This window comes from Spirochaeta lutea (assembly GCF_000758165.1).
Lineage (GTDB): Bacteria > Spirochaetota > Spirochaetia > DSM-27196 > Salinispiraceae > Spirochaeta_D > Spirochaeta_D lutea.
The window spans coordinates 308,975-331,182 of sequence record NZ_JNUP01000003.1; the positions used below are offsets into that span (position 1 = coordinate 308,975).

Here is a 22,208-nt window from a genome sequence, read left to right on the forward strand (position 1 = left end):
TTATGAGGTAATCCGTCTGAATCCTGGAACCTTGGCATACACGGTCTCATCCAGTCCAGATCGCAGACCGGCGGTAAGATAATGGAAGGCAAGCCCAGCAATCATGGCTCCGTTGTCCGTACAGAGGTCCAAAGGCGGGTAGTATGCCCGGATATCCTGCATACCCTGCAACCGGTCGCGTAGGTAGCTGTTTGCAGCCACTCCACCCCCCGCAACAACCCGGTTGATTCCTGTATCCCTGCACGCTGCCTGAAGCTTTTTCAATAGGGTGTCTACAGCTACCCGTTCAAAGGAAGCACATATATTCTCGATACTCCGGGGCGATTCCCCATCCCAAAAAAGGTCCTGCTGATTGATGACCGCGTTTTTAAGGCCTGAGTAACTCACATCGTAGGCATGACCGGATTTATACAGATTGGCAAAGGGGAACTGGAAGGCCTTGGCATTACCCTTCCGGGCGAGATCATCGATAACCTTTCCGCCGGGGTACCCCAACCCTAGATGCTTGGCGACCTTGTCAAAGGCCTCCCCGATGGCATCATCTATACTGGCGCCCAGCACCTCCACCGTTAGTGGCCCGGATACCCGGGCTATGATGCTGTGGCCGCCGGATACCAGAAGCCCGATAAAGGGATAGTCGATTTCTGCAGAGAGTTGGGGCGCATATAGATGAGCTAAGACATGATCCACCCCTACGAAGGGAACCTTCCAGGACAGGGACAGGGCTTTTGCGAAGGTTAGTCCGACAATCAATGATCCCGAAAGTCCCGGGCGATTTGTTACCCCTATACCCTGAATATCTCCCGGTGATAGCCCCCCCTGCTCCAGAGCCTGATGAAACACCGGCAGAATCCATTCTACATGTTTTCTGCTGGCAATTTCCGGTACGACACCGGCGAAGGGTTTGTGAAATTCTATTTGAGTGGCGACTACGTGACTGAGTATGGTTTTTCCATCCTCCACCACCGCGATAGAACATTCATCGCAGGAGCTTTCTATCCCTAGGATCTTCACGGCTCACCCCTCATAATAATACTTGAGAGGTTATTAAACTCGTACCCGGATTCTAATATTGCCGGATACATATCGATGAGGACCTCCGCAAGAGTCTCGGTCCAGATATGACCTATCATCACGGCGTATCCCCGCTTATTAGCTGTTTCCAAACCCTGTAGTACAGCTTGACGGATGGATTCCCGATCATTCTGATTGTCTAAAAAAATATCCCGTTCCACTATTGTCATTCCTATCTCAGCAGCCACCCGGGGGGCCACTGTTTCTGCGGTTGTTCGCGAATCCAGAAAAAACAGATTCTGTTTTTTCAACTCATCCAGGATAATATTCATCAGCCGGGTATCCTGGGTGCCAGCCGATCCCATATGGTTATTTACCCCGACTAAACCCGGTACATCCTGAAGGTTGCGTCGTAGAAGGTCACGCACCTCTTGGTCCGGCATCTCATCCCGGATGGTTCCGGGACCCGGTTCTATTCCACCCTGGGATTCCAGGGGTAAATGAAGGATTACTTCCTGTCCCGATGTGCGTATAATCTCGGCGGATATCACCGAGTCATTCAGGGCTGGAAGTACGGCAAAGGTCATTTTATCCGAAAAGGACAGGAAGGGAGTTAATAGCCCCGCATCGTATCCCACATCGTCAATGACCACCACCAGCTGGGGTGCTCTACCACCCATGGTTTGCGCCGGAGGAATTTCCGGAACAGGCTCCCGGGTACCAGGAGGGCTGGTTCGATCTTCCCCTCCCTCCCCCTTAGTTCCTGGATCTTCATCGTACTCACCCTGGGGTGTTGCATCCCCCTCGGGGTAGGTTTCCGGACCAATGGCCGGTTCCTGGGGTTCAGTGGGTTCTGGGATGATCTGGGTCCTGGAGTCCCAAGTATCAACCCCCTGATCCTGCTGGTCCGAGGAAGGTTCAGGGGTACCGGGGGCATGAGAATCACCAGGAGGATTTAAAAGCAAAACCAGGGCAAAAAGAAGCACAATGATCCCCACCAGCAATACCGTTACCTGGCGGATAAACCTGTTTCGAGCCTGGCTGGGAGTAGGCTTTTTTTTATTGTTTCTGTTGGGTGCCCCATGGGTTGTTGATTGTGTCATGCGTTAGATATGAAAAGGTACGATAGTTCGCGTGGTTGGTCAATCGAAGACTTTCGGAGATTTAACCCTCCGGCCGGCCCGGCAGCTGGAGCCACCGGGGATATTCAGAGAAATACATCCTTAAGCTCTTCGGCCATGATCCGAAGTTTTCGTATGGACCGCATTTCAATTTGCCTCACTGTTTCCGGACTCACGTCGAAGACCTCTGCAATCTCTTTCAGGGTCCTTTTTGCTTCACCGTTCAGTCCGTATCGAGCACAAAGCACCCGCCGCTCCCGGGCCTCCAGACGATCCAGGAGATCTTCCATGGTATCATGAACCACCTTCTGCATAAGAAACCGGTCAGGAGAATAGGAATAATCTAGGCAAAGATCATAGAGGGTGCCGCCGTCGCTTTGAAGCTCACTATCGAGACTTACTACTGTTTCTGATAGACTCATAATGGAAACCACCTCGTCCCGGGTTACCCCTAAAAAATCGGCGATTTCTTCTGCCCTGGGTTTACGCATAAATCGCTGACTGAGGACGTTATAGGCAGCCTGAATTTTTTTCAGGGTATCCTCTTTCCGGTGGGGCAAGCGGATCTGACGCTTTTTATTCGCCAGGGCTCGGGTGATGCTCTGCTTGATCCACCAAGAAGCGTAGGTAGAAAACCGTACTTCCTTCCTGTAATCATACTTGGACGCGGCCTGCAGTAACCCAAGATTCCCTTCTTGCACAAGGTCGAGGAAGGTCACGCCGGGACAGATGTACTGCTTCGCGATTTTAATTACCAGGCGAAGGTTAGATTCGATAAGGCGTTGTTTGGCATCAGGATCGCCGGCTTCGATTCTTCTGGACAATTCAAGCTCTTCATCGAAGGTCAGCAACGGATTTCGTTTGATGTCATCGAAGTAGGATTGAACACTGTCCTCACCATTTACCTGTTCGGATTTTGTTTGCTGTTTCACCATTGGTAACCTCCGCTATTGATAAAGCAACATCCATGCCAAGCATGAATTTTTTGAGGCGTTTTTATATCTCTTTATATTGCAATGGTATAAAAAACGCCCCGGAGATATAACATCACCAGGGCGCCACTTGTGTTACTTTTTTTATACAAATTCAAGAATTACTACGATATGCCCGGGCAGCCTGATCCGTTCGAGTTATCTGTCCCGCAGCCCGGGCTATCATCCCTGTGTCCTGGACTGCGGACAATTCCGTCGTGTCCCTGGAATACTGCTGTACAATCATTTCTGCAATCCCGAAATTCCCGCTCTTAGACATTAGACGGGAATACTCGGTGTACAGCATGTCTTCGAAAACGTTCTCGGCCATACCACCATCCACTAACCGGTTTTCTTTGTTGAGGGTATTTTTCATGGTGTCCAGGAGTTGCTTAATAAAGATAGACTCAAACTCCTTAGCAACCTCGCGAAGCTTGCTGTTTTCCATGGAGGCATCTATCCGTGGAAGACTGCTATCCTGACTTATGGCTTGAAACCGACCCAGTACCTGAGCTGCACCTACATCCATGATCTACGCTCCTACCGCTTCAGGTTTGCCGCGATTCCCAACATGGAATCACTGGTCTGAACAGACTTCGAGTTAAACTCGTAAGCCCTCTGAGCAACGATCATATTGACCATTTCCTTTACTATTTCTACGTTTGACATTTCCAGGAACCGGTGGACGGTTTTTCCCATCCCATCGAATCCCGGCTGCCCGCCGATGGGATCTCCACTAGCGTTAGATATTTTGAAGAGGTTCTCTCCCACAGCCTGAAGTCCAGCAGGATTGGTGAACCGGTACAGTTCCAGCTGTCCCACCGTCACAGGATCATCCTGTCCGGGTAGGTTTACGGTTACGATACCGTCCTGGCTAATAGCAACCGATTCTCGGATAAAGTTTTCCGGCAATACCAGCTCGGGCATCAGACGGTACCCGTTGGAACTGACGAACTGGCCATTGCTATCAATCTTGAAGGCTCCGTCCCGGGTATAGCCGTAGGTACCGTCATACATAAGCACACGGAAAAACCCCTCACCCTCTATAGCTACATCACTGACGTTCCCGGTATTTTGTAGGCTCCCCTGGGTAAATATTTTCTGGGTAGCGCTTACCTTCACTCCATGACCGATCTGAACCCCTACGGGGACTAGAGTCTCTTCCGTGGCAGGAGTTCCTGCCGTTCTGGTCGTCTGGTAAAGCAGGTCTTCGAAGTCAGGACGGTTCTTTTTGAATCCTGTTGTATTAACGTTCGAAAGGTTGTTGGAGATTGTATCGATATTGAACTGTTGTCCAATCATACCGCTCGCAGCGGTCCATAACGACCTCATCATAATTTAGGGCTCCTTCTTCGATTCAAAAAGATTCAAAAATCCGTCTACTATCGGGCTGCCTGCATGGCGCTGTTAATGAGTTTATCGGCAGCTTGGTCCTGTGACTGAATGACCTTCTGGTTGGCCTCATAGGCCCGGTTTACTTCGATCATCTGCACCATCTGTTTTACCGCATTGACATTTGAGGTCTCTAAAAACCCTTGGCGCACCTGAGGCCGGTCGTCACCTACCAGCTCCCTAGGATCCCCTGAATCAGGGGTAAAGCGGTAGAGACTCGAACCCTGTTTCTGCAGATAGCGGGTTCGATCCACTGTTACCAGGCGAAGACTATCCACCATCTCGGTCTGATTCCATTCATTTTCCTGCATGGAGACCAAGCGTTGGGGATCATCGGCGAATTCTGCATTATGAAAAATGCGCCCCTGTTGATCCACCATAAAATTATTAGCCTTTACCGAAATTGGGCCGTTCTCGCCCAGCACCGGATAGCCCTCTTTTGTTACCAAAAGCCCCTCGGGTCCGAGGTGAAAGGAACCGTTGCGGGTGAGTCGTTCGCCCAAGGGAGTCTGCACCACGAAAAAACCCTCGCCTTCCAAGGCGACATCAAAGGGGTTCGTTGTTTCCTTAAGAGATCCCTGTTCAAAGATGGTGAATAACTCGTTGAGTTCAACCCCGGTTCCCAGCTTCCCCACCACAGGGGCCTTATCGACACTTCCAAGAATGGGATATTCCTGGGAGGGAGGAATCATGGTGAGATTCGTATTCATTCTCCGTAAGAGAAGTTGAGGGAAAGCCTTATGGATGGACCTATCCTCCTTGTACCCTGTGGTATCAACATTGGCTAGGTTATTTGAAATGGCATCCAACCGCCATTGCTGGGCCATCATTCCGCTCGCGCTGGTGTACAATCCTCGTAACACGGTTCCTCCCTGGGGTCGCGCCGATCATCATCAGATCACGGGTTCTACCCGCAACGTTAATAACCAGGGTATGCGCTCATGATACCCTGCTCTTTTCTGTATCGGCCGCATGGCCCGGGAAATTAACCGTATGCATAGACGGATTTCGTTATTTCTGGTATAAACTTTTTATTAATTGGTGCCAAAATAGCTCAGAGGTAGAGCAGCTCACTCGTAATGAGCAGGTCGAGGGTTCAACTCCCTCTTTTGGCTTACGAAATGCCCAAGTGCCTGTGAACCATGTCAGATATAGGGGAGCCCCCCAGGATTAATCCTGGTGACGGTGTCATTACGGTGAAGGCGGTTCAACCCTTTGAGCACAGGTATAACGCGCCTACGGTTGTACCAGAGCAGCTATTAGACGTGGGACGATGGTTGTCAGGCAGGAGGTGAAGGAATTAGACCTTCCTGCCATCACCATCGGTGAACATTCCAAGAATGATAAACACAAGATCTACAAGCCAACCAATCCCGAACAACCCACCGGTAAATAGGTAGAGGAGCCCGGTTCCGGTCTTGCCTACGTAAAATCGATGAATCCCAAGGTATCCGAGAAAGAAGCATAGCAACAATGCCGCAAGCCTGCTCTTGGGTGACGATCCATATGCCATAATGTTCCTCCTATTCAATTGCATCATACTACGGGGCCTATTCCGGGTCTGCAAGCATTTTTTTTCTTGGGTGATGTACCCCCTAGGTCTTGGGTAACAGAAGGTAAACAACGCTGGATACGACGACTCGGTTTACTGCCCACGCCATGGGTAGGATCACCAGCACCAAGGGGTACAACCTTCTGCATACAAGGTGACCGGGAGTAGTCACACGCCAGGGGCTTGTCAACCAGGAGTTGTCATTCTGCCAGCCGGAAGATGGTAGCGGGGAGGTTATAGGCTATCGTAGAATAAGCACCACGGAGGAGTGCTATGATACTGAAAGACAAGATACGGGCCCTACGGGTAGCATCGGGTATGAGCCAGGAGACCATGGCGGAGCAGCTTAGTGTTTCCCGACAAGCCGTTGCAAAGTGGGAACTTGGCCAGAGTGTTCCGGAGGTTGAAACCCTGGTGACCCTGAGTCGCATGTTTCAGGTAAGCCTCGACCGGTTGCTGAAGGATGAGAACGACTGTCTCGGGCCCCTTCGTCCCGGGGATGCCGCCGGAGGGGTTGACTCCCTGGTGGAAGAGGAGGCCAAGCGGTACGGGGTTCAGGGCTTCTGCTCATTCCTGCTCCGGGCGAAGGCAGCAACCTATGCCGGGAAGGGCCCGGAGACGGAATCGTCACGCCCCTCCAGCCACGACCTGGAATACCGGGAGGGCCCTCTTCTCTATGTAGATACATTTCTGGGAGGAATGGCGTTCGCCGGAGAGGAGGCAGTGTGGCTTGACCGAACCCCCCTATGGAGCATGAATTACCTAGGAAGGGTTACCGGGGAGGGGTTCTCCGGGGACTTTCTAAAGGAAGCCCTGAAATCAGGGGTTCCTAGTCGACCATACCGGGGGCCTGAATACTTCTCCCGGGGCGAATACACCTATATCAGCCAGGTCAGCGGTACCATGGACTGGTTTGAGGGAAGAGAATTCATCTACGTCCGGGGAACAGAGGTATACCAATGCCTGTTTCATGGCGGGAGAATCGTGTAATCCCCCAGAACCCCAGGAGAAAACCATCTCGACATGACACCCATGAGTGATTATGGTATATACAGTGAGATGGAGGTTTGGGCATATGAACATAAAAAGGCTTTTCCTTGGCGTACTGACCGCTGGACTACTACTTTTGGGAAGCTGTAATCTACCCAATTCTTCGGGGCTTTCAGGCAGCATTACCGGCACGGACAGCTCTGGGACCACGGAAATTATTGTTGGAGACACCACCAGGGATCTGCAGCTGGAAGGGAGTTACCAGATTGATGCAGGAACCTTGACAGTCGTAATTACCAACCCCGATGGTGAAGAGGTGAGAAACGAGAACTATGGCCAGGGAACCTCGGGTTCCGTTAACTGGGCACTGGAAAGCAGCGTCGGAACCTGGAACCTCCAGGTGAATGCCAAGAGCTTTTCCGGTTCCTATGAATTCCGGTTCGTATACTAGGAACTCTGGAAATCATGAACGTTATTATACTCGGCGCAGGCCGGGTCGGTTTTTAGCTGGCGAAACAGCTTTCGGATGAGGGACGCCAGGTAACCCTCATCGAGAAAGACCCGGCCAAAGCCCGGTATGCCCAAGCCCAACTGGACTGCATGGTGCTGAACGATGAAGGGAATAACCTGACCCTTTTAGCTAAGGCCGGTGCTGCGGATGCGGATTTCTTTATAAGCGTTACCGAATCGGACGAGATGAACCTTCTCAGCTGTGGTCTTGTCTCCGGGGAGTTTCAGAAACCAAAAACCATAGCCAGGGTGCGAAACTACGACTACTCCGAGGCGACGACCTGGGACAACCCCCTATTCGGGATTGATCACATCATCAATTCCGAGATTGAGGTTGCCCGGGAAATAACCAATATTATTAAACACGGCGTTCGAAGCAATATCATGACCCTGGAAAACTCGTCGCTGCAAATTCGCAATCTGACGATAGACGAAGAATCACCCTTCAAATATAAGCCCCTCCAGGAACTGCGATCATCTATTGCAGTAGATTTTATCGCACCCTTTCTGCTCAGGATGGAGGAGTACATTATTCCCACAGGAGCCACCCGTCTCTTGGAGAATGACAAGCTTTTCATCCTGGCCAGCGAATCAGGGTTCGAAGCCATCTTCGAACTCGCCCACAAAAAACCCCAGGGGATAAGAAAGATTGCCTTTGTAGGCGGGAGGAATGTTGCCTGCTTCCTGGCAGATTACCTCGGAGATCAACAACACGACCATATCTCCGATACCGTTACGATCTGCTGATTGCCACCACGGGAAATCAGGAGCTAAATATCATTTCTTCCATGTATGCAAAGCGGAAGGGGGTTCAGCGGGTAATCGCGCTTGTAAACAAGGTGGGCTACACCAGTATTACCCAGGAGTTGGGAATTGATGTCGCGGTGAGCATGAATACAACAACGGTAAAAAGCATCCTGAAACGGATCCGGAAGGGCAATGCCCGGAGTATTCATACTATATCGGAGAGTAAATTCGTGATCATTGAATTGTCTATTGTAGACAACTGCCCCGTTCTGGGTCAGGCAATCAAATCACTTCGCTTTCCTAAAGACAGTCTCATTCTGATGGTAACCCGGGATGGCAAGAATATTATTCCCCGGGGGGATCTGACCTTTCAAACCGGCGATCATGTGGTGGTGATTTCCCATCAATCAACCATTAGCGCATTGATGAGTTATTCAGCGTCCTATGATTCATGGATTTTTTGTACTAGGGGTAGTTTCGGCCATCGTGGGCATTCTCTCGGGTTTTATGGTGATTCCCCTGCTCATTGCCCTGGGGTATGGTGAGGGTGCTTCGGCGGCAGGCTTCGGAATTGCCATTGGAATAGCCGCGGTTTTTGCCCTGGTAATCCAAGTCGTTACGAAGCTTCTGTCCAGGGGCAAGACTGCTGAAAACCTGACACCCAATGATGGGTTCCTGATTGTAACCTTGAGCTGGGTGTTGGCTTCTGTGATGGGGGCCCTGCCCTTCTATATTTCGGGCTGACGGCGGTTCAGACCATGTTATTGATGGCGGGGGGTATGGACTGGTTTGATGCGTCAACCCATAGTTTCGCAACCATGGCTACCGGTGGATTCAGTACCAGGAATACGAGCCTCGGGGCCTTTTCATCCCCCTACATTCATGTAGTGGTGACCATCTTCATGGTTTTAGCAGGGTTGAACTTCAGACTTTACACCGTACTGGTAATCCTTACTCCCACCTTTTGGCGGAAGTAGACGGAAGATCCGGTTTGTCCCTACAATCCCAACTCCAGCTGATCGGAGAGGGGTGAGAGGCTCGTGTAGGGACCGGGGCCGGAAGAAGGTGTTCCCCGGAGGAAGCTATCTCCGAGATCGGCGGCTTCGGCGAGGCTCTGCCAGACAGGCAGCAGCTGGTGTTGTATATAGTGGGCGTAGTCTATGGGGGCGTGGCGAATCGAAAGGGGCTGAGGTCCCTGGGTTGTCATGAGGTATTGAATCCGGCCCTTTTGACGGGTCCAGCCCAGGAGCCGGGCAGCCCGAACCTGGGGCGGTGCGCCTTTTTCGTATTCCTGGGCTGGCCGCCGGAGAATTTTTTTGTAGACTAGTTGATCATCCAACCTGCCGGCGGTTAGGGAGGCGGTGAATTCCCGGACGAAGCGTTCAAGGGTTTCCGGGGGAGCATCGGAGAAAAGCAGGGTCAAGAGCTCCCGCTGAAAGTTCTGAGCCAGGGGGGTGTAGTCGCTCCGGGCCGCCTCCATGCCCTTGATTTCGATTGTCTCAGGGTCTCCCCTTGTACCGGCATAGCCTTTGGCTCTTCCCCGGATCGGTTCGCCAGGGAGGGTTGAACGCAGGGGGGGCAGGAGAAAACGGCGGTACCAGGTTTCAAAACGGAGCTGGATGCGGCTGGCAACCTTGTAGGTTTCTTGGATATATGCGCCCAGCTCGGCAGTGGCCTGCTCTGCCATGGATGAGCCACGGGCATTCAAATCACCCTGTACCCCCCCGGGTAGGGTAACAAAAACCGAATCCGTATCACCGTACAAGACGCTGTAGCCCTTACGGGTAAAAAAATCCCGGGCGAAATGCAGACACACCTTCCCAAAACCCGTGATGGCACCGGCGAGCTCGGTTCGGCCGTAGGTGCACCCCGGCGAACCCAATACGCCGTAAAAACTATTCATGAGAATCTTGTAAACAAAGGCTCCGACCTCATCCCCGGATGCGAGGCTGGCTTCCCGGTTGGTTACATAGGTATCTAAGAGACCCGGAAGAATACCCGTCTGGCGGGAGAAGCGTGCACCGTTGGGCGCGGTGATGAGGGTTTCCGGGTTATCTGGGGGGGATGCTATCGATTCAGCCCGTTGGAAGGAGAGGGGATCAATATTGAAGGTGCGCATGATGGACGGGTAGAGGCTGCGGAAATCAAAGACCATGACCTGGGAGAAGAGGCCCGGGACGGGTTCCAAAACCGTGCCTCCCGCAGCACCGGTGACGGGTTTCTGGGGTTTTTCGGCGGGAGGAAGAACACGGCGTCGTATGAGTTCCATGGCGTAGATCCGTTCAAAGGCGGGGATGCTGGTCCAGGACATTTCCAGGTTCATCCCCGTGAGGCGGGCCCGGGAGACGGTTAACTCATCCATCCTGGTTGTCTTTAGGATGTCTAGTACCAGGGTTGCATCTTCCAGACAGTACAGGCAGTAGTCTTGGGGGGATTCCCGGCGAAGGGTTTCGAGGAGCTGTATTTTTTCCGGTCCGCTCTGGTGGATGAGCTTGCCCCGGCCCAAAATTTGGTTAGCCACCGTCTCAAGGCGGTGGTCGGGAAATTTCAGGCCTGAACTGCGCATTATCCTCATGGCATCCACCACCTGTCTGCCGGGTACCAAGACCCTGGTGAGTCCCGAATTGGTCTTCCGAAGGGTGGAAGGTTCCCCCACTGCCCTGCCGAAATCAAAATCCATTCCCAGTGCCTGGAAGCGCTGGAACAACACAGCCATATCAAACTCCGCCACGTTCCAGCCGGTTATGACATCCGGATCCCATTCCAGGAGCATAGCGGCGCATCGATGGAGCAGCTGGGCCTCGTTTTCGCAGATCAAGATCCTGGGGTCCCGGATTCCGTGGTAAGACTCACCCCAGAACAATACCGCCTGATTTCCTCGGGTATCTGCAAGGGATATTGCCCGGACTTGGTTCCTGGGATCTGTTTCGATGTCCAAGGAGAGCCACACCAGGGTGGTGTTCCCATCCCAGGGGGTGATCTCCGGATTATGCAGGAAGTAATCGACCCGCCTGCCGGCAGCCCGGGTTCCCCGAAGGAGCACGGGGCCGCGGATGCCTGTGAAGATAAGAAAATCATCCGCCGGGGAAAGCCCCGACCCGAAGGCTCCCGGATCGGAAGGCCGCGCCTTCTTGAGGGGTTCGCCCGCAAAGCTCTGCCATACCCCCTGAGGATCGGGTCTGAAGAATGCGGGCCGGTACCCGAGAATTTGAGCCGCGAAACTCCCTCCTTCGGCGAACCGTCCCGCAATACGGAGGGTATTCCGGTAGTTCCAGGTATCGGTAATAAACCCGGCGTAAAGACCGGGCTCTTCCGGAGAAGATTGCTGGATGCTGGAGATCATTGCACTTCAATACTACACTAGGAATTGGATTGTTTCTGCACCCGCCGGTAGGCGTCCGCCCACTGAACAAATGCGGGGGCGAGCCGGGTCTGAATCCATACGGTTCCCCGTCCGGTAAACCGGCACACCAGCCCCTCTCCGGAGAAAAAGAGGCTCTTGAGGCCGCTGACCGGCCGCACATCGTAGGTCAGCCCCTGGGTGAATGCTGCAATGTATCCGGTATCGACTACATAACTATCCTGGACATCGATGGCCAAGATACCTCCATAGGAATTGAACCAAAGATCCCCTCTGCCCTCGACCCCGATCATGAAGAGTTTCTCACCGGAAAAGAACCCTTTCCAACCTTGGAAGTCGGCGCGAACCTCAAGTTCGGGACTGGAGGCCAGATACGCGGAGTTTTGAATGTAGACCCCCTCGTCCTCCAGGTAGAGATGGGTGATATCACCAGGGCAACCGGGGGCTATACCGATGGTGCCGGAGCCCTGGGGTGCACTAAACTCATTCTGGAATAACCGCTCCCCGGAGAGCAGCCGTCCAAGGCCGCCTTTGGCGCTGGTCTTCATGGCCAGAGAAGAATCCATATAGGCCATGGCTGAGGCCTCCACCCGGAGAGATTGGCCTTGCTGGAGGGTTACCTCCGCCAGGGCATAGTCCGGGGATGCCTCAATGGAATATCTATAATCGGATTTTTGACTGTTCATGCCGTTCTCCCTACTGTTTCTTTGCGGTCAGATGGGGTGTCAACTTCGCTCCCAGGGCTCGATCGCTGTGGGTCTGACACCATACCCTTCCGTGACCGGTGAAGCGGCAAACCAGCCCCTCCCCTCCCAGAAAGGAGGATACCCAGCTTTTTCCGGCCTTGCTGACCGAGAACTCCAGCCCCGATTCAAAGGCTACAATATTTCCCGTATCGACGATGTACTCCCCTGAAACATCCACGGGGTATATGGCACCGAAGGCACTGAGCAGGACTACACCACTCCCCGAAAGATTGAGCCATACGAAATTCTCTCCTGAAAACAGGTTCTTAAAGCCTCCCCATTGGATGTCCATGGTGATTTCATCGCTATGGGCAACAAAGGCTCCGCTCTGGGCTGTCAGCTTCATTCCCGGCTCCAGCTCTACCACTTGCATATCTCCCGGCAAATCCGTCGCAAGGTAGATCTCACCGCCTCTGGATCCTGCGGTAAAATGATTGAGAAAAAAGCCTTCACCGGCCAGGCTTCGGCTCATTCCCTTGAGGGCTGCCTTCAGACCCTTACCCTTGCTTACCCGGGTTTGAATCCCCATATCCTCGGACATGGCGATCATAGCACCACCCTCGGCGGTGCAGGTTTCCCCGGGAGCCAGGGTCAGATGCGCGGCGGTGTTCGCCGGACGTTGCACAAGATTTATAGTCATCCTTCTTACCCCCTTACCGGAATTTCGGATTTAGCCAGGCTGCCAACCCCCGGATACTCCGGGTCTGAAGGTACACCGTTCCCTGGCCCTGAAGACGGGTTACCAATCCCTCCCCGCCAAAAATGGAAGCGAAGGCACCGCCGGGAGCACGGATTCCCAGGGATAGGCCGGGATCGTAGGCTACCAGATGCCCTGAATCCACCAGAAGCTCGCCCGAAACCTGGCGCGTGAGAATCCCCCCGTAGGCACCGAACCAGAGAATACCCTGCCCCCGGGCCCGGAGCTTCACCAGTCCCTCGCCACCGATCCAGGAGGCGAACCCCGCCCAGGCGGTGGAGAGACTGACCCCGGGGGTGCAGGCAAGAAAACTGCCCCGCTGCAGGCAAATCTCCTGGTCGGGACCCAGGGCGATCTCCACAATTTGGCCGGGCACGTCCTGAGCTAACACCAGATTTTGAGAAACCGTCTTGTTGTTCCGGAAATGGTTTACAAAGAAGGATTCTCCCCCGAAGGTCCGCTTACCCAGGGCTGAAAAAAACCCCCCGTTGGGTTTAGCGTCCATATCTAAACCGGCATCCATGGATTGCATAGCACCGGATTCCGCAATGACCTGTTCACCCGGGTCAAGGGTAATGGTTATGTAACTAAAGGCTGTTCCGCCCTCAAGTACCGCCTTCACAACCGGCCTCCTTGTTTCTAGTCTCCTAGGTATACGGATGGGATAGCGAGGCTCCTTCGGAATACCGTTATACCGGAACCTTGCGCTGGACTAAGAAAAAAACTCACTGTTATGCCAATTGCAGATGACTTGCGCGATCGGCTGTAGTGAAAGTCTAATGCAGGATTTTGGACTCTGCAAACGTCCCTTTTACTGGAGGCGTTAATCCTGGGATGTCTTTCGCAGCCCAGCCGTCAAATACCGCCAGAACGCCTTGGGATGCCACCACGGTTCGCCCTTGGATTCGGTCTCTGCGATACCCTGGGGAACGGCGTATATCCGTACCAATACGCTGGAGATGAGTAGGATATCCGAGAGGATTCTCATGTAGAATAGTACCACCAAAACCGAAGCCACCGCCCCGAGGATGAGTAACCGTGCACCCAATCCCAGGATAATCCGGGAACCCAGAACCGCAAACGCCTGACTCGCACCCGCCGCCAGGCCGGCGATTACCAGGGTCGGTATAAACCGCAGGATACGGCCGGAAAAGAGATAGTACATGCCTGCAATAATTACTGTGTACAGCATCCAAGCCGCAAGACGGGACAACAACCCCGATACCCACCCCGGCAGTACCACCAGGGAACTCGCCACATCCAGCAGCGGAGTGAGCACAGCACCGGCGTAGAACAGTAAAAGAAACACCGCCATGAGCGGAATGGCAACCACCCGGTATACCAGGGTCTGCTGCATACTAGAACCGAGCATGGTGGCCATACCCGTACCAAGGTCGGTGAACAGGGTATTCACGGCGTAGAGAAACGCACCGATGGTCACAAAATCCAGGGATGACAGGGACGGAGCCTCCCCGAGAACCCTGTCTATTACCTGCTGCTTTATATCCGGGGGTAAAAAACCCAGGAGCTGGTTCTCGATGAGGGTCATTACCTCGGGGACCAGGAGTACGGATCTGAGGCTTACCAGAATAAAGAGCAGGGGTATGCTTCCGAAGAGCAGGCTAAAGGCTATGCCCTTGGCCAGGATCGGCCCGTTGTTGGCATCGTAAATGCGGAAGAAGCGCAGCAGCCTCATGGTGCTGGTTAGTTCCCTGGCCTTCGCCAGTCTACGGAACCCGGTACGGCGCCGATGCACCTTCGGTTTCCGGTCCATTAAAAGCCGCTGCACCCGCTTCGAGCCCTTGTCGGGTATCTCCTTCCGTTCTTCTCTAAATGCCATGGAACGGCTCCGGCTTAGGTAAGCTCAACCCGGCCGCCGGGGGCTGAGGAACGTTTTTTCAGTACGGTGGTGCAGTGAGGACACCGCAGGGCCTTGATGTGAATGACCGACTGGCAGTAGGGGCAGGTCTTGGTGGAATCGGGCTCCCCGGCTCTTTCCGAGGCGGGGCCTTCAGGAGTACCCTGGTTCGAGGGCGGTTCAGGTATCCCCCCTGGTTTTTTAGGCTGCCAACCTTCCTTAAAGCCTTCTGCCAGGGAGTCCCTGGTTCGCACGGCAATGAAAATCACCAGGGCAATGATGAAGAAATCGATTACGCTTTGAATAAAGGATCCGTAATTCAGTACCACTGCCCCCAGGGTAATACTCAGGCTGGAAACATCCACCCCTCCCAGAAGCACCCCTACCCCGGGCATGATAATATCATTTACCAGGGAGTTTACGATCTTCCCGAAGGCACCACCCATGATAACCGCGACGGCGAGATCAACCACATTTCCCCGTTTAATGAACTCTCTGAACCTCATTTCCCCTCCTTCTGAAAATCCCGGCTGGGAATGTTATGGGATATCTCCTTGCCCATGCTGATCCGCGGCTCGGCTGCATACCCGTTTTTACGGTAGAACTCCTGAACGCGGCCGTTGTAATCCATTATTTGCAGATTGATTTTAACGCACCCCAAATCCGACAAGGCCTGCTCGGCCCGGCGGAGCAAGGCGGTACCCACCCCTTTGAGGCGGCTGTTCGGATCAACCCCCAGGCTGTAGATCCAGCCGCGGTGTCCGTCGTATCCGGCCATAATTGTGCCCAGGAGATTCTGGGATTCCCGGGCAATGAAAAACAGCCCGTCCTGCCGGGACAGCTTCAGATCAATGACAAAGCCGGGTTCGTTCCGTGCATCCTGGTAGCCGAAGACCCGTTGCCACAGGTCTTTGACCGCCTCTCTGTCCTCAGTATCATTGTAGATTCGTATTTCCATGGTTAGAATTTATTGCCCTTTTCTGCCTATTAGTCCATGGGTAACAGAGAAAAATCCGGCGGCTGCACAGAGAATCAACCCTACAACTGCAAAATCCGATAGCTCCTCCGCCTTGAGGATGGAATACCCAAGGACTGCCGGGGAATACAGCAGCAGGGCCAAGCCGCCGAGAATCTCAAAGCGCACCGCCAGGATGGTGCACAACAGCAACATAAACCAGGTGAACAACCGCGGCAGATGCCGGGCATACCCGGTAAGTCCCGGCTCGGGGTGATGCATGGAATAAAAGAGCACGAACCAAAGAGCAAAGAGGATGGTAGAAACATGGAGCCCCATGAGTATACGGGTACCGGTGGAGTGTTTCTTCACGTTCATATCCGCAGTATAGTTCATTTTTTCACAGCCTTCCTCACCGGAGAATAAAAACCGGTCTAGTGCCGCAGCATCAAACCCTGGGAACCCGGTTTCGGTTCCCAGAGAATCCATGGGTGTACCGAGGGTATCCCAGCCTGGTATGCCCCGATCCTCAGCCAATACAAGCCATGTATGCCCGGGAAGTTTCTCTGAATTGATCTAATTTGGCCAATCAGGGGCCTATGAGCGATGAAAATCATTTCTCCCATAGATAGAAAAACAGCGCCTGCCTCTGTTTGTAGATAATCCAAAAGTATCTATTTTGCCATAGCCAATTTTGGTCATTCGTCCGGAACCGTCTTGTGCATACCGGAAACTGGGGCCAAAATTCAAGAAACCAAATTCAAGGAGGTAGTTCGCCATGAATGAACTGCACAGGGAATTATTGGACGAGGAAAAAATCCTCTGGAATACCATTGTGAAGCGTACTCAGGTTGCCATGAACCTCAGTGATGATGAGACCCGGAAGGTGGAGGAACATAGTCTTCTGCGGATGTTCGGGCTTCTGCCCAGCTTTGCCGGCTGCCCGAATCCCGAAGGAACCGGATTCCTCAATGTGTTAACCTATCTCGGTGAGCGTAAAGCCGGCCGGGATCTGTTCCTGCACGGCCCCGAACATGACCGGGACATAACATCCCGTCTTCAGCCCTTCCGGAATATCATGATCCAGGGAGATCAGGATGTCGTAGAAAAGGGTCTTGCCCTGGCATCCCTGGTAATGCTGAAAGATTATCAGGAGGACCTACAGACAGACCGCGAGCAGAACAAGTATAATCCCTTGGCTGCTGGAGCATGGAATTTCGAGGAAATCCAGAAAAAGCTCACCGCCACGGTTAGACGCGTTACCTCCCGGCGGCTGGACGCTGTCTTTGCCCTGGGGATGGTGACAATGGCGTTTTGGAACGTAGGTTAAAAAGCGCAACAAGGATACGCATGGAGAAGCGGATAAATATTCTGTTCATAGGATTCGGGTTGATTGTCACCCTGACAAACAACCTCTTTCTAATTGGGAAACACGGTATAAGCCTGGCTCTATTCACGGATCCACTGTTCCTTTTTCCTGTCATCGGAACTCTGTATTTCTCCCTTCTCCAACTTACCCGAGGTATAATAGTCAAGATTTCACATATTGTGTTCTTGTTTATCATCAGTGCAGTAGGGATTACTGATGATCCCAATTCGGTTTACGGCCTGGGGTTCATGCTTATGTGCATTTATCTATTGTATAAATATGGATACCTGCACAGCCACTTCGTGGCGAAGAGCATAGGCCTCATGGCCGTGGTGTATGCCCTGATCTTGACTTCTATTCTCGGAAAAACCCATGTGAGCATAGGGTTGAATGTTATGGCCTTTGTCCTGTTTTTCTTTGTTGCCTTCTTCCTTGGCGAATGGCAGTGGATTCAGACCCTCCGTCAACGGGATAAGGACTACAAACAGCGCATTCAGGCAATGTCCGGGGAGCCGATTGATCTTGAGGCCCTCAAATTTACTAAACGTGAGATTGATGTTGGCCGGTACCTCATCCATTTCCAGGAAACGGATAAAGAAATCGCCTGGCGGATGCAGGTATCACCCGACACGGTGCGGAATCACCTGAAATCCATGCGGCGCAAGGCGGGGGTCGGTACGAAGCAGCAACTCATCGAGAAGATACGTTGGTACTACGGGCACGAAGATTCCCCGGATTCCACTATTTCTTAACAGCCCACCGTACCCCGGAACTGAAACCACAGCAGCCTCGCCATGAACTGGGCCGGGACCCTCGGTCGGCGAGTCTCTACCGGTTGGCCCGATCCCGGGGCTGGGCCAGTGGTTTTACTGAACGGTAAATCCGCCGTCAATCATCATCGTATGGCCCTGGAGGAAATCCGGAGCCTCACTAAGCAGCCATAGGGCGGCTCGGGCGATTTCCTCGGGCTCGCCGATGCGTCCGATGGGATGCCCCTTGTTGTACATCCGTTCCTTCTCGGCATTACCCTGGGTACTCCGGTAAAAGATATCGGTACGCACCGAACCCGGGGCGACGGCGTTTATTCGAATCCCCTTGGAAGCAAACTCTAGAGCCGCCGTTTTTGTTATAGCATCAACACCGTGGCGGCTGGCTGTATAGGCGACCCTTCCCTGGCGAGCAATGGTTCCGCACACGCTGGACATGTTAACGATACTCCCGTGGCCCTGGGGCACCATCATTTTAAGCTCCCGTTGAACCAGCATGAAGGTTCCCCGGAGATTTACGTTCATAATCTTATCCCATTCCTCCAGGGTGCTGTCCAGGATGGAGGCTTTTTCACCGTCAATACCTCCGCAGTTAAATGCGCCGTCTAACCTCCCGTACCGGGTCCTGATGTATGCGAAAAGCTCGTCAAGCTGATCCTCCCGGGATATATCGCAGGGCCAGTACTCCGCGCTAAACCCCTTACCCCTGAGGCCGTTCTGAACCTCAACGCCCCTGTCCTCCCGGCGGCCAACGAAGATGACCTGGGCGCCTTCTCTGCAGAAGAGCTGACAGCTGGCTTCTCCGATACCGCTGGTACCGCCGGTTACAAGGATTCGTTTATCATCCAGTTTCATTTAAATAACCGCCCTTTCGGGTACCTTACAGTACCGCTTCAGAATGAGTTCCAGCTGTTCTTCTTCCGTACGGCTCAGGCTCTCCAGGGTAAACCGAAGCAGACCGTTACTCAGCCTGCTGGCCAAGGTGCACTGTCCCTTGGCTGACCCCGCACCCGATACGACGAGTACAAAGTCGTACACACCTCGGTTGGGAGGGCGGGTATCCCTGGGCGGAACCCTGAGGACCAGGGTTTTCAGGTTTAGCTCCTGCAACCGGGCCTCCTGCCATACAGATTCCTCCTGGGGTTTGACCAGAAGGGTATAGTCCAGGTCGGGACCGGGGATAAAGGGCAGCAGGCCAAGCTCGTCCCGTTTTAGCCGCCGGATCCGCTTGAAGGCTCCGCTGCCTACGGTGCTTCCGCTACAGGTTACGCGTCCCAATTGGGAGCCGTTCTGGTGGATGGTGATATCCAGGGTGACGCTGGTCCATGCACCGCGATGCTCCCGTTTTTGGATGACCTCCGCCCGAAGGATGATGGGCGCATAGAGTTCCAGGAATCCGGTGAACCGCGCTTCCAGGAGATCAAGAATCATGTGGGAGTGTTCTCGGCTTACCCCGCCGAAGCTGTGGGAACAGGCAATGATCATTTGGCGGCAGGCCTCGAGGATCATAATTCCCGGCACATGCTCATTGGGATGCTCGAAGAAAAACTCATGGGAGGTATCCACCACCATGTTGGCTAAAAAGATATCCCTGATATCCTCCTGGGGAACCTGAGGGTAGCCGAGGGATTCCAGAATTGCCGAGGCCCGGGCCTGGGTTCCGTTATCGATATAGTATTCGGCCTTTCCACCCTGTTTTATAATTCGATTGAGCAAATCGTCATCCACGGGGGACTCGAGATAGTAGCGGGTGCGCTCCCGGGAATCCTGGTGGGGGCTGTACAGCCGGGTAAATTCTTGGGATGTTTCCTCGGGCAGCGCCTGTAATACCTCCTGATACTGTCCCTTGGTCAGCCTGAGGGCACCCAGGAATTCCCGGAGGATGTAGCGTTTCCCCTGGCCGAGGATGGTAGGACAGCCCAGGGGCCGGTACACCCGGAGTAAGAGTTGGTAGTCTTCCGGGGATACATGCCCTGCTGCCAGCTCCATGGTTTCCAGGGGAAGCGCCCGGGGTAAGATCCGCCGTAGATTCGAGAGCAGAACGTTCTTACTATGCTGTTTATGCACCAGGGTGCGGTTTATGTACTGGTCCATTGCTGACCTTCCTTTTCTAGTTGAGCACTCTGAAACTTGGAGAGGATGGCTTGGAGCTGGTTGACCACCTCCATGTTTCCCTGGGACGTTTCCTTCAAGCGGGAAATCATCTGGGATACCTCCACATTGCTCCGGCTCTGTTCGGTGGTCGCTTCTCGGATGTGGGTGGCTACCTGCACCAGATCCTGCATTTGCTGGTCCATAACAGAACTCTGATCCTGGAGCTCCCGGGTCCGTTCTTTGATGCTGTTACTGGCATCCACCACGCTGCCCACCGAGGAGAGAATCTCATCGGTTCCGGCCTTCTGCTGCACCATGGCGGCTGACACCTCGTTGATGAGCTGGGTTGTTTCCTGGATGTCCTGGAGTATGCTGCGGAAGGCTTCGCCGGCCTCCCTGGTTTGGGTGACACCGGCCTCCACCCGGCTGGTCATGGTGCCGATCTGCTGTACGATCTCTTTGGCTTGTACCGCACTGTTCTCTGCAAGCTTCCGGATCTCCGCCGCCACTACGGCGAAACCCCGGCCGGCATCCCCCGCATGGGCTGCCTCGATGGCGGCGTTCATGGCGAGGAGGTTTGTTTGGCCGGCGATATCGGAGAGGACCTTAACGATGGCCGATACCGTATCGGTGGCCTCCTCTACGGCCCCGATAGCCTGTACGCTCTGGCGGATTTTCTCCTCCCCGGTCCGGGCTGCCCGGGTTAGTTTTTCCCCCAGGGTATTGGCCTGCTGGGTGTTCCGGGAAACCGAGGCTATGTTTCCAGCCATTTCTGTCATAGCACCCGAGGTCTGTTCCACAAAGGATGCCTGGTTTTCCATATCGCTGCCGATGCGCCGGATGCTCTCCTGCATGGCGAGAATTTTCTTCCGCGCCGAATCCACCGCCAGGGCCTGATCGTCCGAACTGGAGCTGATCTGTTCCACCGTGGTTACGATCTCGTGCATGGCATCCGAGGCCGCAGAAATGGAACCGTCCACCACCTGACTGGAATGGGAAATAGAACCCGCACTCCGGGCTATACCGGTGAGCATACCGGCCAGGAGATCCATAAACCGGTTGATAAGGTCTGACAGTTGCCCTACCTCGTCGTAACTGGTAATGGCAATACGCTCGGACAGGGCATCGCTGCCCTCCAGGATGTCCCGCATCTTACGCTGCTGCATGCGGATTTGCATGATCAGCTCCCGGGAGTACACCAGGGCTATCAAGGCAATGATTACTGCCAGGGCTATCCCCGCCCCGAAGAGAGACGACCGGACCTGAGCCTGCTGGGCGTTAAAATCCCTTTGCTCAAGACTGAAGGCGGGAGGCACCGAAAAATCCCCGAAGCGCCGGGAAAAATCCTCCTGGGCCTGGGCGAGGCTCTTCTGTCCGAGAACAACCTGCTGCAACTCCGCGGAATAGGCGAGCTCGATCTCGTAGGCAAAAACCAGCTTGGGAACAAAATAAGAAATCCCATACAGAGCCAGAAGCACCGTGATGAGCATGGTCTTCCGGTTTAGGCTCATGTCCTTGAATCCCTGCTGTTCAATCCGGTGGATGCCCATGAGGCTCCGGGCCCGGGCCAGAACCTGGTTGTTCATGGAGGTTTGCACGAAGGCGTAGACGCCGGAACTTGAGAGGGTAAACACCAGTTGAAACCAGAGCCGAGGGCTGGCTATATCGCTGAAATATCCCTGGGTGGAAAAGAAGAGAATGGTCCCCCCGAAAAAACTCAAAAAGTTGAGGAGGAGGATGATTCGGGGCAGAGCAAATATACGGCCCTTCGCCCGGGCCATTTCTTTGGGAGCGACCGCCTGGGAGGATTCCAAGGCCTGGGCAACCCGCTGGATGGGTCCGGTGTAGAAGTAGAGAAAAATGCCGAAGACCGCCAGGATGGGCAGGACGTTCCCGGTCATGAAGGTTAGGTAGTAGGTGAAAAGACCGGATGCGGTGCCGCTGGCGGTCACCGCTCCTTCCAGCAGGTAGTCGGTGACTGTCAGGACCGTCAGGGCTGTGAGAAACACAATAACGGTATTCAATACGATCCGGATGGATATTGTCGCGGCAGGTTGCTTCATG

26 protein-coding genes and 1 tRNA gene are annotated in these 22,208 nt (G+C 53.8%); 9 read left to right on the forward strand and 18 right to left on the reverse strand.

Features of this window, described 5'->3' with window-relative positions:
- The 6 genes from tsaD to flgF all read right to left on the reverse strand — a co-directional run bounded on the left by tsaD (position 1) and on the right by flgF (position 5,361).
- Positions 1–1,014 (reverse strand): tRNA (adenosine(37)-N6)-threonylcarbamoyltransferase complex transferase subunit TsaD, encoded by a 1,014-nt coding sequence (gene tsaD, locus DC28_RS01800; RefSeq protein WP_037544908.1) that lies wholly within the window; start codon positions 1,012–1,014, stop codon positions 1–3.
- Positions 1,011–2,117 (reverse strand): divergent polysaccharide deacetylase family protein, encoded by a 1,107-nt coding sequence (locus DC28_RS01805; protein ID WP_081941792.1) that lies wholly within the window; start codon positions 2,115–2,117, stop codon positions 1,011–1,013. Before DC28_RS01805 ends, tsaD begins: the two co-directional genes overlap by 4 nt.
- 104 nt (positions 2,118–2,221) lie before the next feature.
- Entirely contained in the window at positions 2,222–3,070 is an 849-nt protein-coding gene (locus DC28_RS01810; RefSeq protein ID WP_037544909.1) for a sigma-70 family RNA polymerase sigma factor, read from the reverse strand.
- Positions 3,071–3,221: 151 nt separating this feature from the next.
- A complete protein-coding gene (locus DC28_RS15060) occupies positions 3,222–3,635 on the reverse strand; it encodes a rod-binding protein (protein WP_052078331.1) in 414 nt (137 codons plus the stop codon).
- Between the two features lie 11 nt (positions 3,636–3,646).
- Positions 3,647–4,441 (reverse strand): flagellar basal-body rod protein FlgG, encoded by a 795-nt coding sequence (gene flgG / locus DC28_RS01820; protein ID WP_037544910.1) that lies wholly within the window; start codon positions 4,439–4,441, stop codon positions 3,647–3,649.
- Between the two features lie 47 nt (positions 4,442–4,488).
- On the reverse strand, positions 4,489–5,361 hold the full coding sequence (gene flgF, locus DC28_RS01825; protein WP_037544911.1) for a flagellar basal-body rod protein FlgF: 873 nt from the start codon (positions 5,359–5,361) through the stop codon (positions 4,489–4,491).
- A 180-nt stretch (positions 5,362–5,541) separates the two neighbouring features.
- On the opposite strand from flgF, the gene DC28_RS01830 reads away from it, so the two are divergent.
- Positions 5,542–5,613: transfer RNA gene (locus DC28_RS01830), tRNA-Thr, on the forward strand.
- Positions 5,614–5,798: 185 nt separating this feature from the next.
- Here DC28_RS01830 and DC28_RS01835 read toward each other — a convergent pair.
- The gene (locus tag DC28_RS01835) at positions 5,799–6,011 is read right to left on the reverse strand and encodes a TM2 domain-containing protein (protein WP_037544913.1); all 213 of its coding nucleotides are present in this window, start codon (positions 6,009–6,011) and stop codon (positions 5,799–5,801) included.
- A gap of 312 nt (positions 6,012–6,323) precedes the next feature.
- On the opposite strand from DC28_RS01835, the gene DC28_RS01840 reads away from it, so the two are divergent.
- From DC28_RS01840 to DC28_RS01865, 6 genes are all read left to right on the forward strand, one after another.
- On the forward strand, positions 6,324–7,040 hold the full coding sequence (locus tag DC28_RS01840; RefSeq protein ID WP_037544915.1) for a DUF5680 domain-containing protein: 717 nt from the start codon (positions 6,324–6,326) through the stop codon (positions 7,038–7,040).
- A gap of 85 nt (positions 7,041–7,125) precedes the next feature.
- Positions 7,126–7,491 (forward strand): hypothetical protein, encoded by a 366-nt coding sequence (locus tag DC28_RS01845; RefSeq protein ID WP_037544917.1) that lies wholly within the window; start codon positions 7,126–7,128, stop codon positions 7,489–7,491.
- Positions 7,492–7,547: 56 nt separating this feature from the next.
- Positions 7,548–8,297, forward strand: a complete 750-nt coding sequence (locus DC28_RS01850; protein ID WP_280937881.1) for an NAD-binding protein — start codon at positions 7,548–7,550, stop codon at positions 8,295–8,297.
- Between the two features lie 41 nt (positions 8,298–8,338).
- The gene (locus tag DC28_RS01855) at positions 8,339–8,842 is read left to right on the forward strand and encodes a TrkA C-terminal domain-containing protein (protein WP_037544921.1); all 504 of its coding nucleotides are present in this window, start codon (positions 8,339–8,341) and stop codon (positions 8,840–8,842) included.
- The gene (locus tag DC28_RS01860; protein ID WP_037544923.1) at positions 8,805–9,041 is read left to right on the forward strand and encodes a hypothetical protein; all 237 of its coding nucleotides are present in this window, start codon (positions 8,805–8,807) and stop codon (positions 9,039–9,041) included. The genes DC28_RS01855 and DC28_RS01860 overlap by 38 nt, the downstream gene beginning before the upstream one ends.
- 35 nt (positions 9,042–9,076) lie before the next feature.
- Positions 9,077–9,274, forward strand: coding sequence for a potassium transporter TrkG (locus DC28_RS01865; protein WP_202962946.1), 198 nt, complete (start codon positions 9,077–9,079; stop codon positions 9,272–9,274).
- Between the two features lie 20 nt (positions 9,275–9,294).
- Here DC28_RS01865 and DC28_RS01870 read toward each other — a convergent pair whose 3' ends face one another.
- The 8 genes from DC28_RS01870 to DC28_RS01905 form a co-directional block, all read right to left on the reverse strand.
- Complete coding sequence (locus DC28_RS01870; RefSeq protein ID WP_052078332.1) at positions 9,295–11,640, reverse strand: DNA polymerase domain-containing protein; 2,346 nt, start codon at positions 11,638–11,640, stop codon at positions 9,295–9,297.
- A 17-nt stretch (positions 11,641–11,657) separates the two neighbouring features.
- Positions 11,658–12,344: a TIGR00266 family protein gene (locus tag DC28_RS01875; RefSeq protein ID WP_037544929.1), complete on the reverse strand. Its 687-nt coding sequence runs from the start codon at positions 12,342–12,344 to the stop codon at positions 11,658–11,660.
- Positions 12,345–12,354: 10 nt separating this feature from the next.
- The gene (locus DC28_RS01880; RefSeq protein ID WP_037544932.1) at positions 12,355–13,044 is read right to left on the reverse strand and encodes a TIGR00266 family protein; all 690 of its coding nucleotides are present in this window, start codon (positions 13,042–13,044) and stop codon (positions 12,355–12,357) included.
- Positions 13,045–13,057: 13 nt separating this feature from the next.
- A complete protein-coding gene (locus tag DC28_RS01885) occupies positions 13,058–13,723 on the reverse strand; it encodes a TIGR00266 family protein (protein ID WP_037544936.1) in 666 nt (221 codons plus the stop codon).
- Positions 13,724–13,924: 201 nt separating this feature from the next.
- Positions 13,925–14,941, reverse strand: coding sequence for a YihY/virulence factor BrkB family protein (locus DC28_RS01890; RefSeq protein ID WP_037544938.1), 1,017 nt, complete (start codon positions 14,939–14,941; stop codon positions 13,925–13,927).
- Between the two features lie 14 nt (positions 14,942–14,955).
- Positions 14,956–15,465: a large conductance mechanosensitive channel protein MscL gene (gene mscL, locus DC28_RS16820; RefSeq protein WP_052078333.1), complete on the reverse strand. Its 510-nt coding sequence runs from the start codon at positions 15,463–15,465 to the stop codon at positions 14,956–14,958.
- Positions 15,462–15,917, reverse strand: a complete 456-nt coding sequence (locus DC28_RS01900) for a GNAT family acetyltransferase (RefSeq protein ID WP_037544940.1) — start codon at positions 15,915–15,917, stop codon at positions 15,462–15,464. Before DC28_RS01900 ends, mscL begins: the two co-directional genes overlap by 4 nt.
- A gap of 9 nt (positions 15,918–15,926) precedes the next feature.
- Positions 15,927–16,403, reverse strand: a complete 477-nt coding sequence (locus tag DC28_RS01905) for a hypothetical protein (RefSeq protein ID WP_162180175.1) — start codon at positions 16,401–16,403, stop codon at positions 15,927–15,929.
- A 289-nt stretch (positions 16,404–16,692) separates the two neighbouring features.
- On the opposite strand from DC28_RS01905, the gene DC28_RS01910 reads away from it, so the two are divergent.
- Both DC28_RS01910 and DC28_RS01915 read left to right on the forward strand, forming a co-directional pair.
- Positions 16,693–17,244: a hypothetical protein gene (locus tag DC28_RS01910; protein WP_037544944.1), complete on the forward strand. Its 552-nt coding sequence runs from the start codon at positions 16,693–16,695 to the stop codon at positions 17,242–17,244.
- Between the two features lie 20 nt (positions 17,245–17,264).
- On the forward strand, positions 17,265–18,035 hold the full coding sequence (locus DC28_RS01915; RefSeq protein WP_037544947.1) for a helix-turn-helix transcriptional regulator: 771 nt from the start codon (positions 17,265–17,267) through the stop codon (positions 18,033–18,035).
- A gap of 114 nt (positions 18,036–18,149) precedes the next feature.
- On the opposite strand, the gene DC28_RS01920 is transcribed toward DC28_RS01915, so the two are convergent.
- The 3 genes from DC28_RS01920 to DC28_RS01930 are packed head-to-tail and all read right to left on the reverse strand — an operon-like array spanning position 18,150 to position 22,207.
- Complete coding sequence (locus DC28_RS01920) at positions 18,150–18,905, reverse strand: SDR family NAD(P)-dependent oxidoreductase (RefSeq protein WP_037544952.1); 756 nt, start codon at positions 18,903–18,905, stop codon at positions 18,150–18,152.
- Positions 18,906–20,144, reverse strand: a complete 1,239-nt coding sequence (locus DC28_RS15065) for an AfsA-related hotdog domain-containing protein (protein WP_052078334.1) — start codon at positions 20,142–20,144, stop codon at positions 18,906–18,908.
- A complete protein-coding gene (locus DC28_RS01930) occupies positions 20,129–22,207 on the reverse strand; it encodes a methyl-accepting chemotaxis protein (RefSeq protein ID WP_037544955.1) in 2,079 nt (692 codons plus the stop codon). Before DC28_RS01930 ends, DC28_RS15065 begins: the two co-directional genes overlap by 16 nt.
- Position 22,208: the final 1 nt, after the last annotated feature.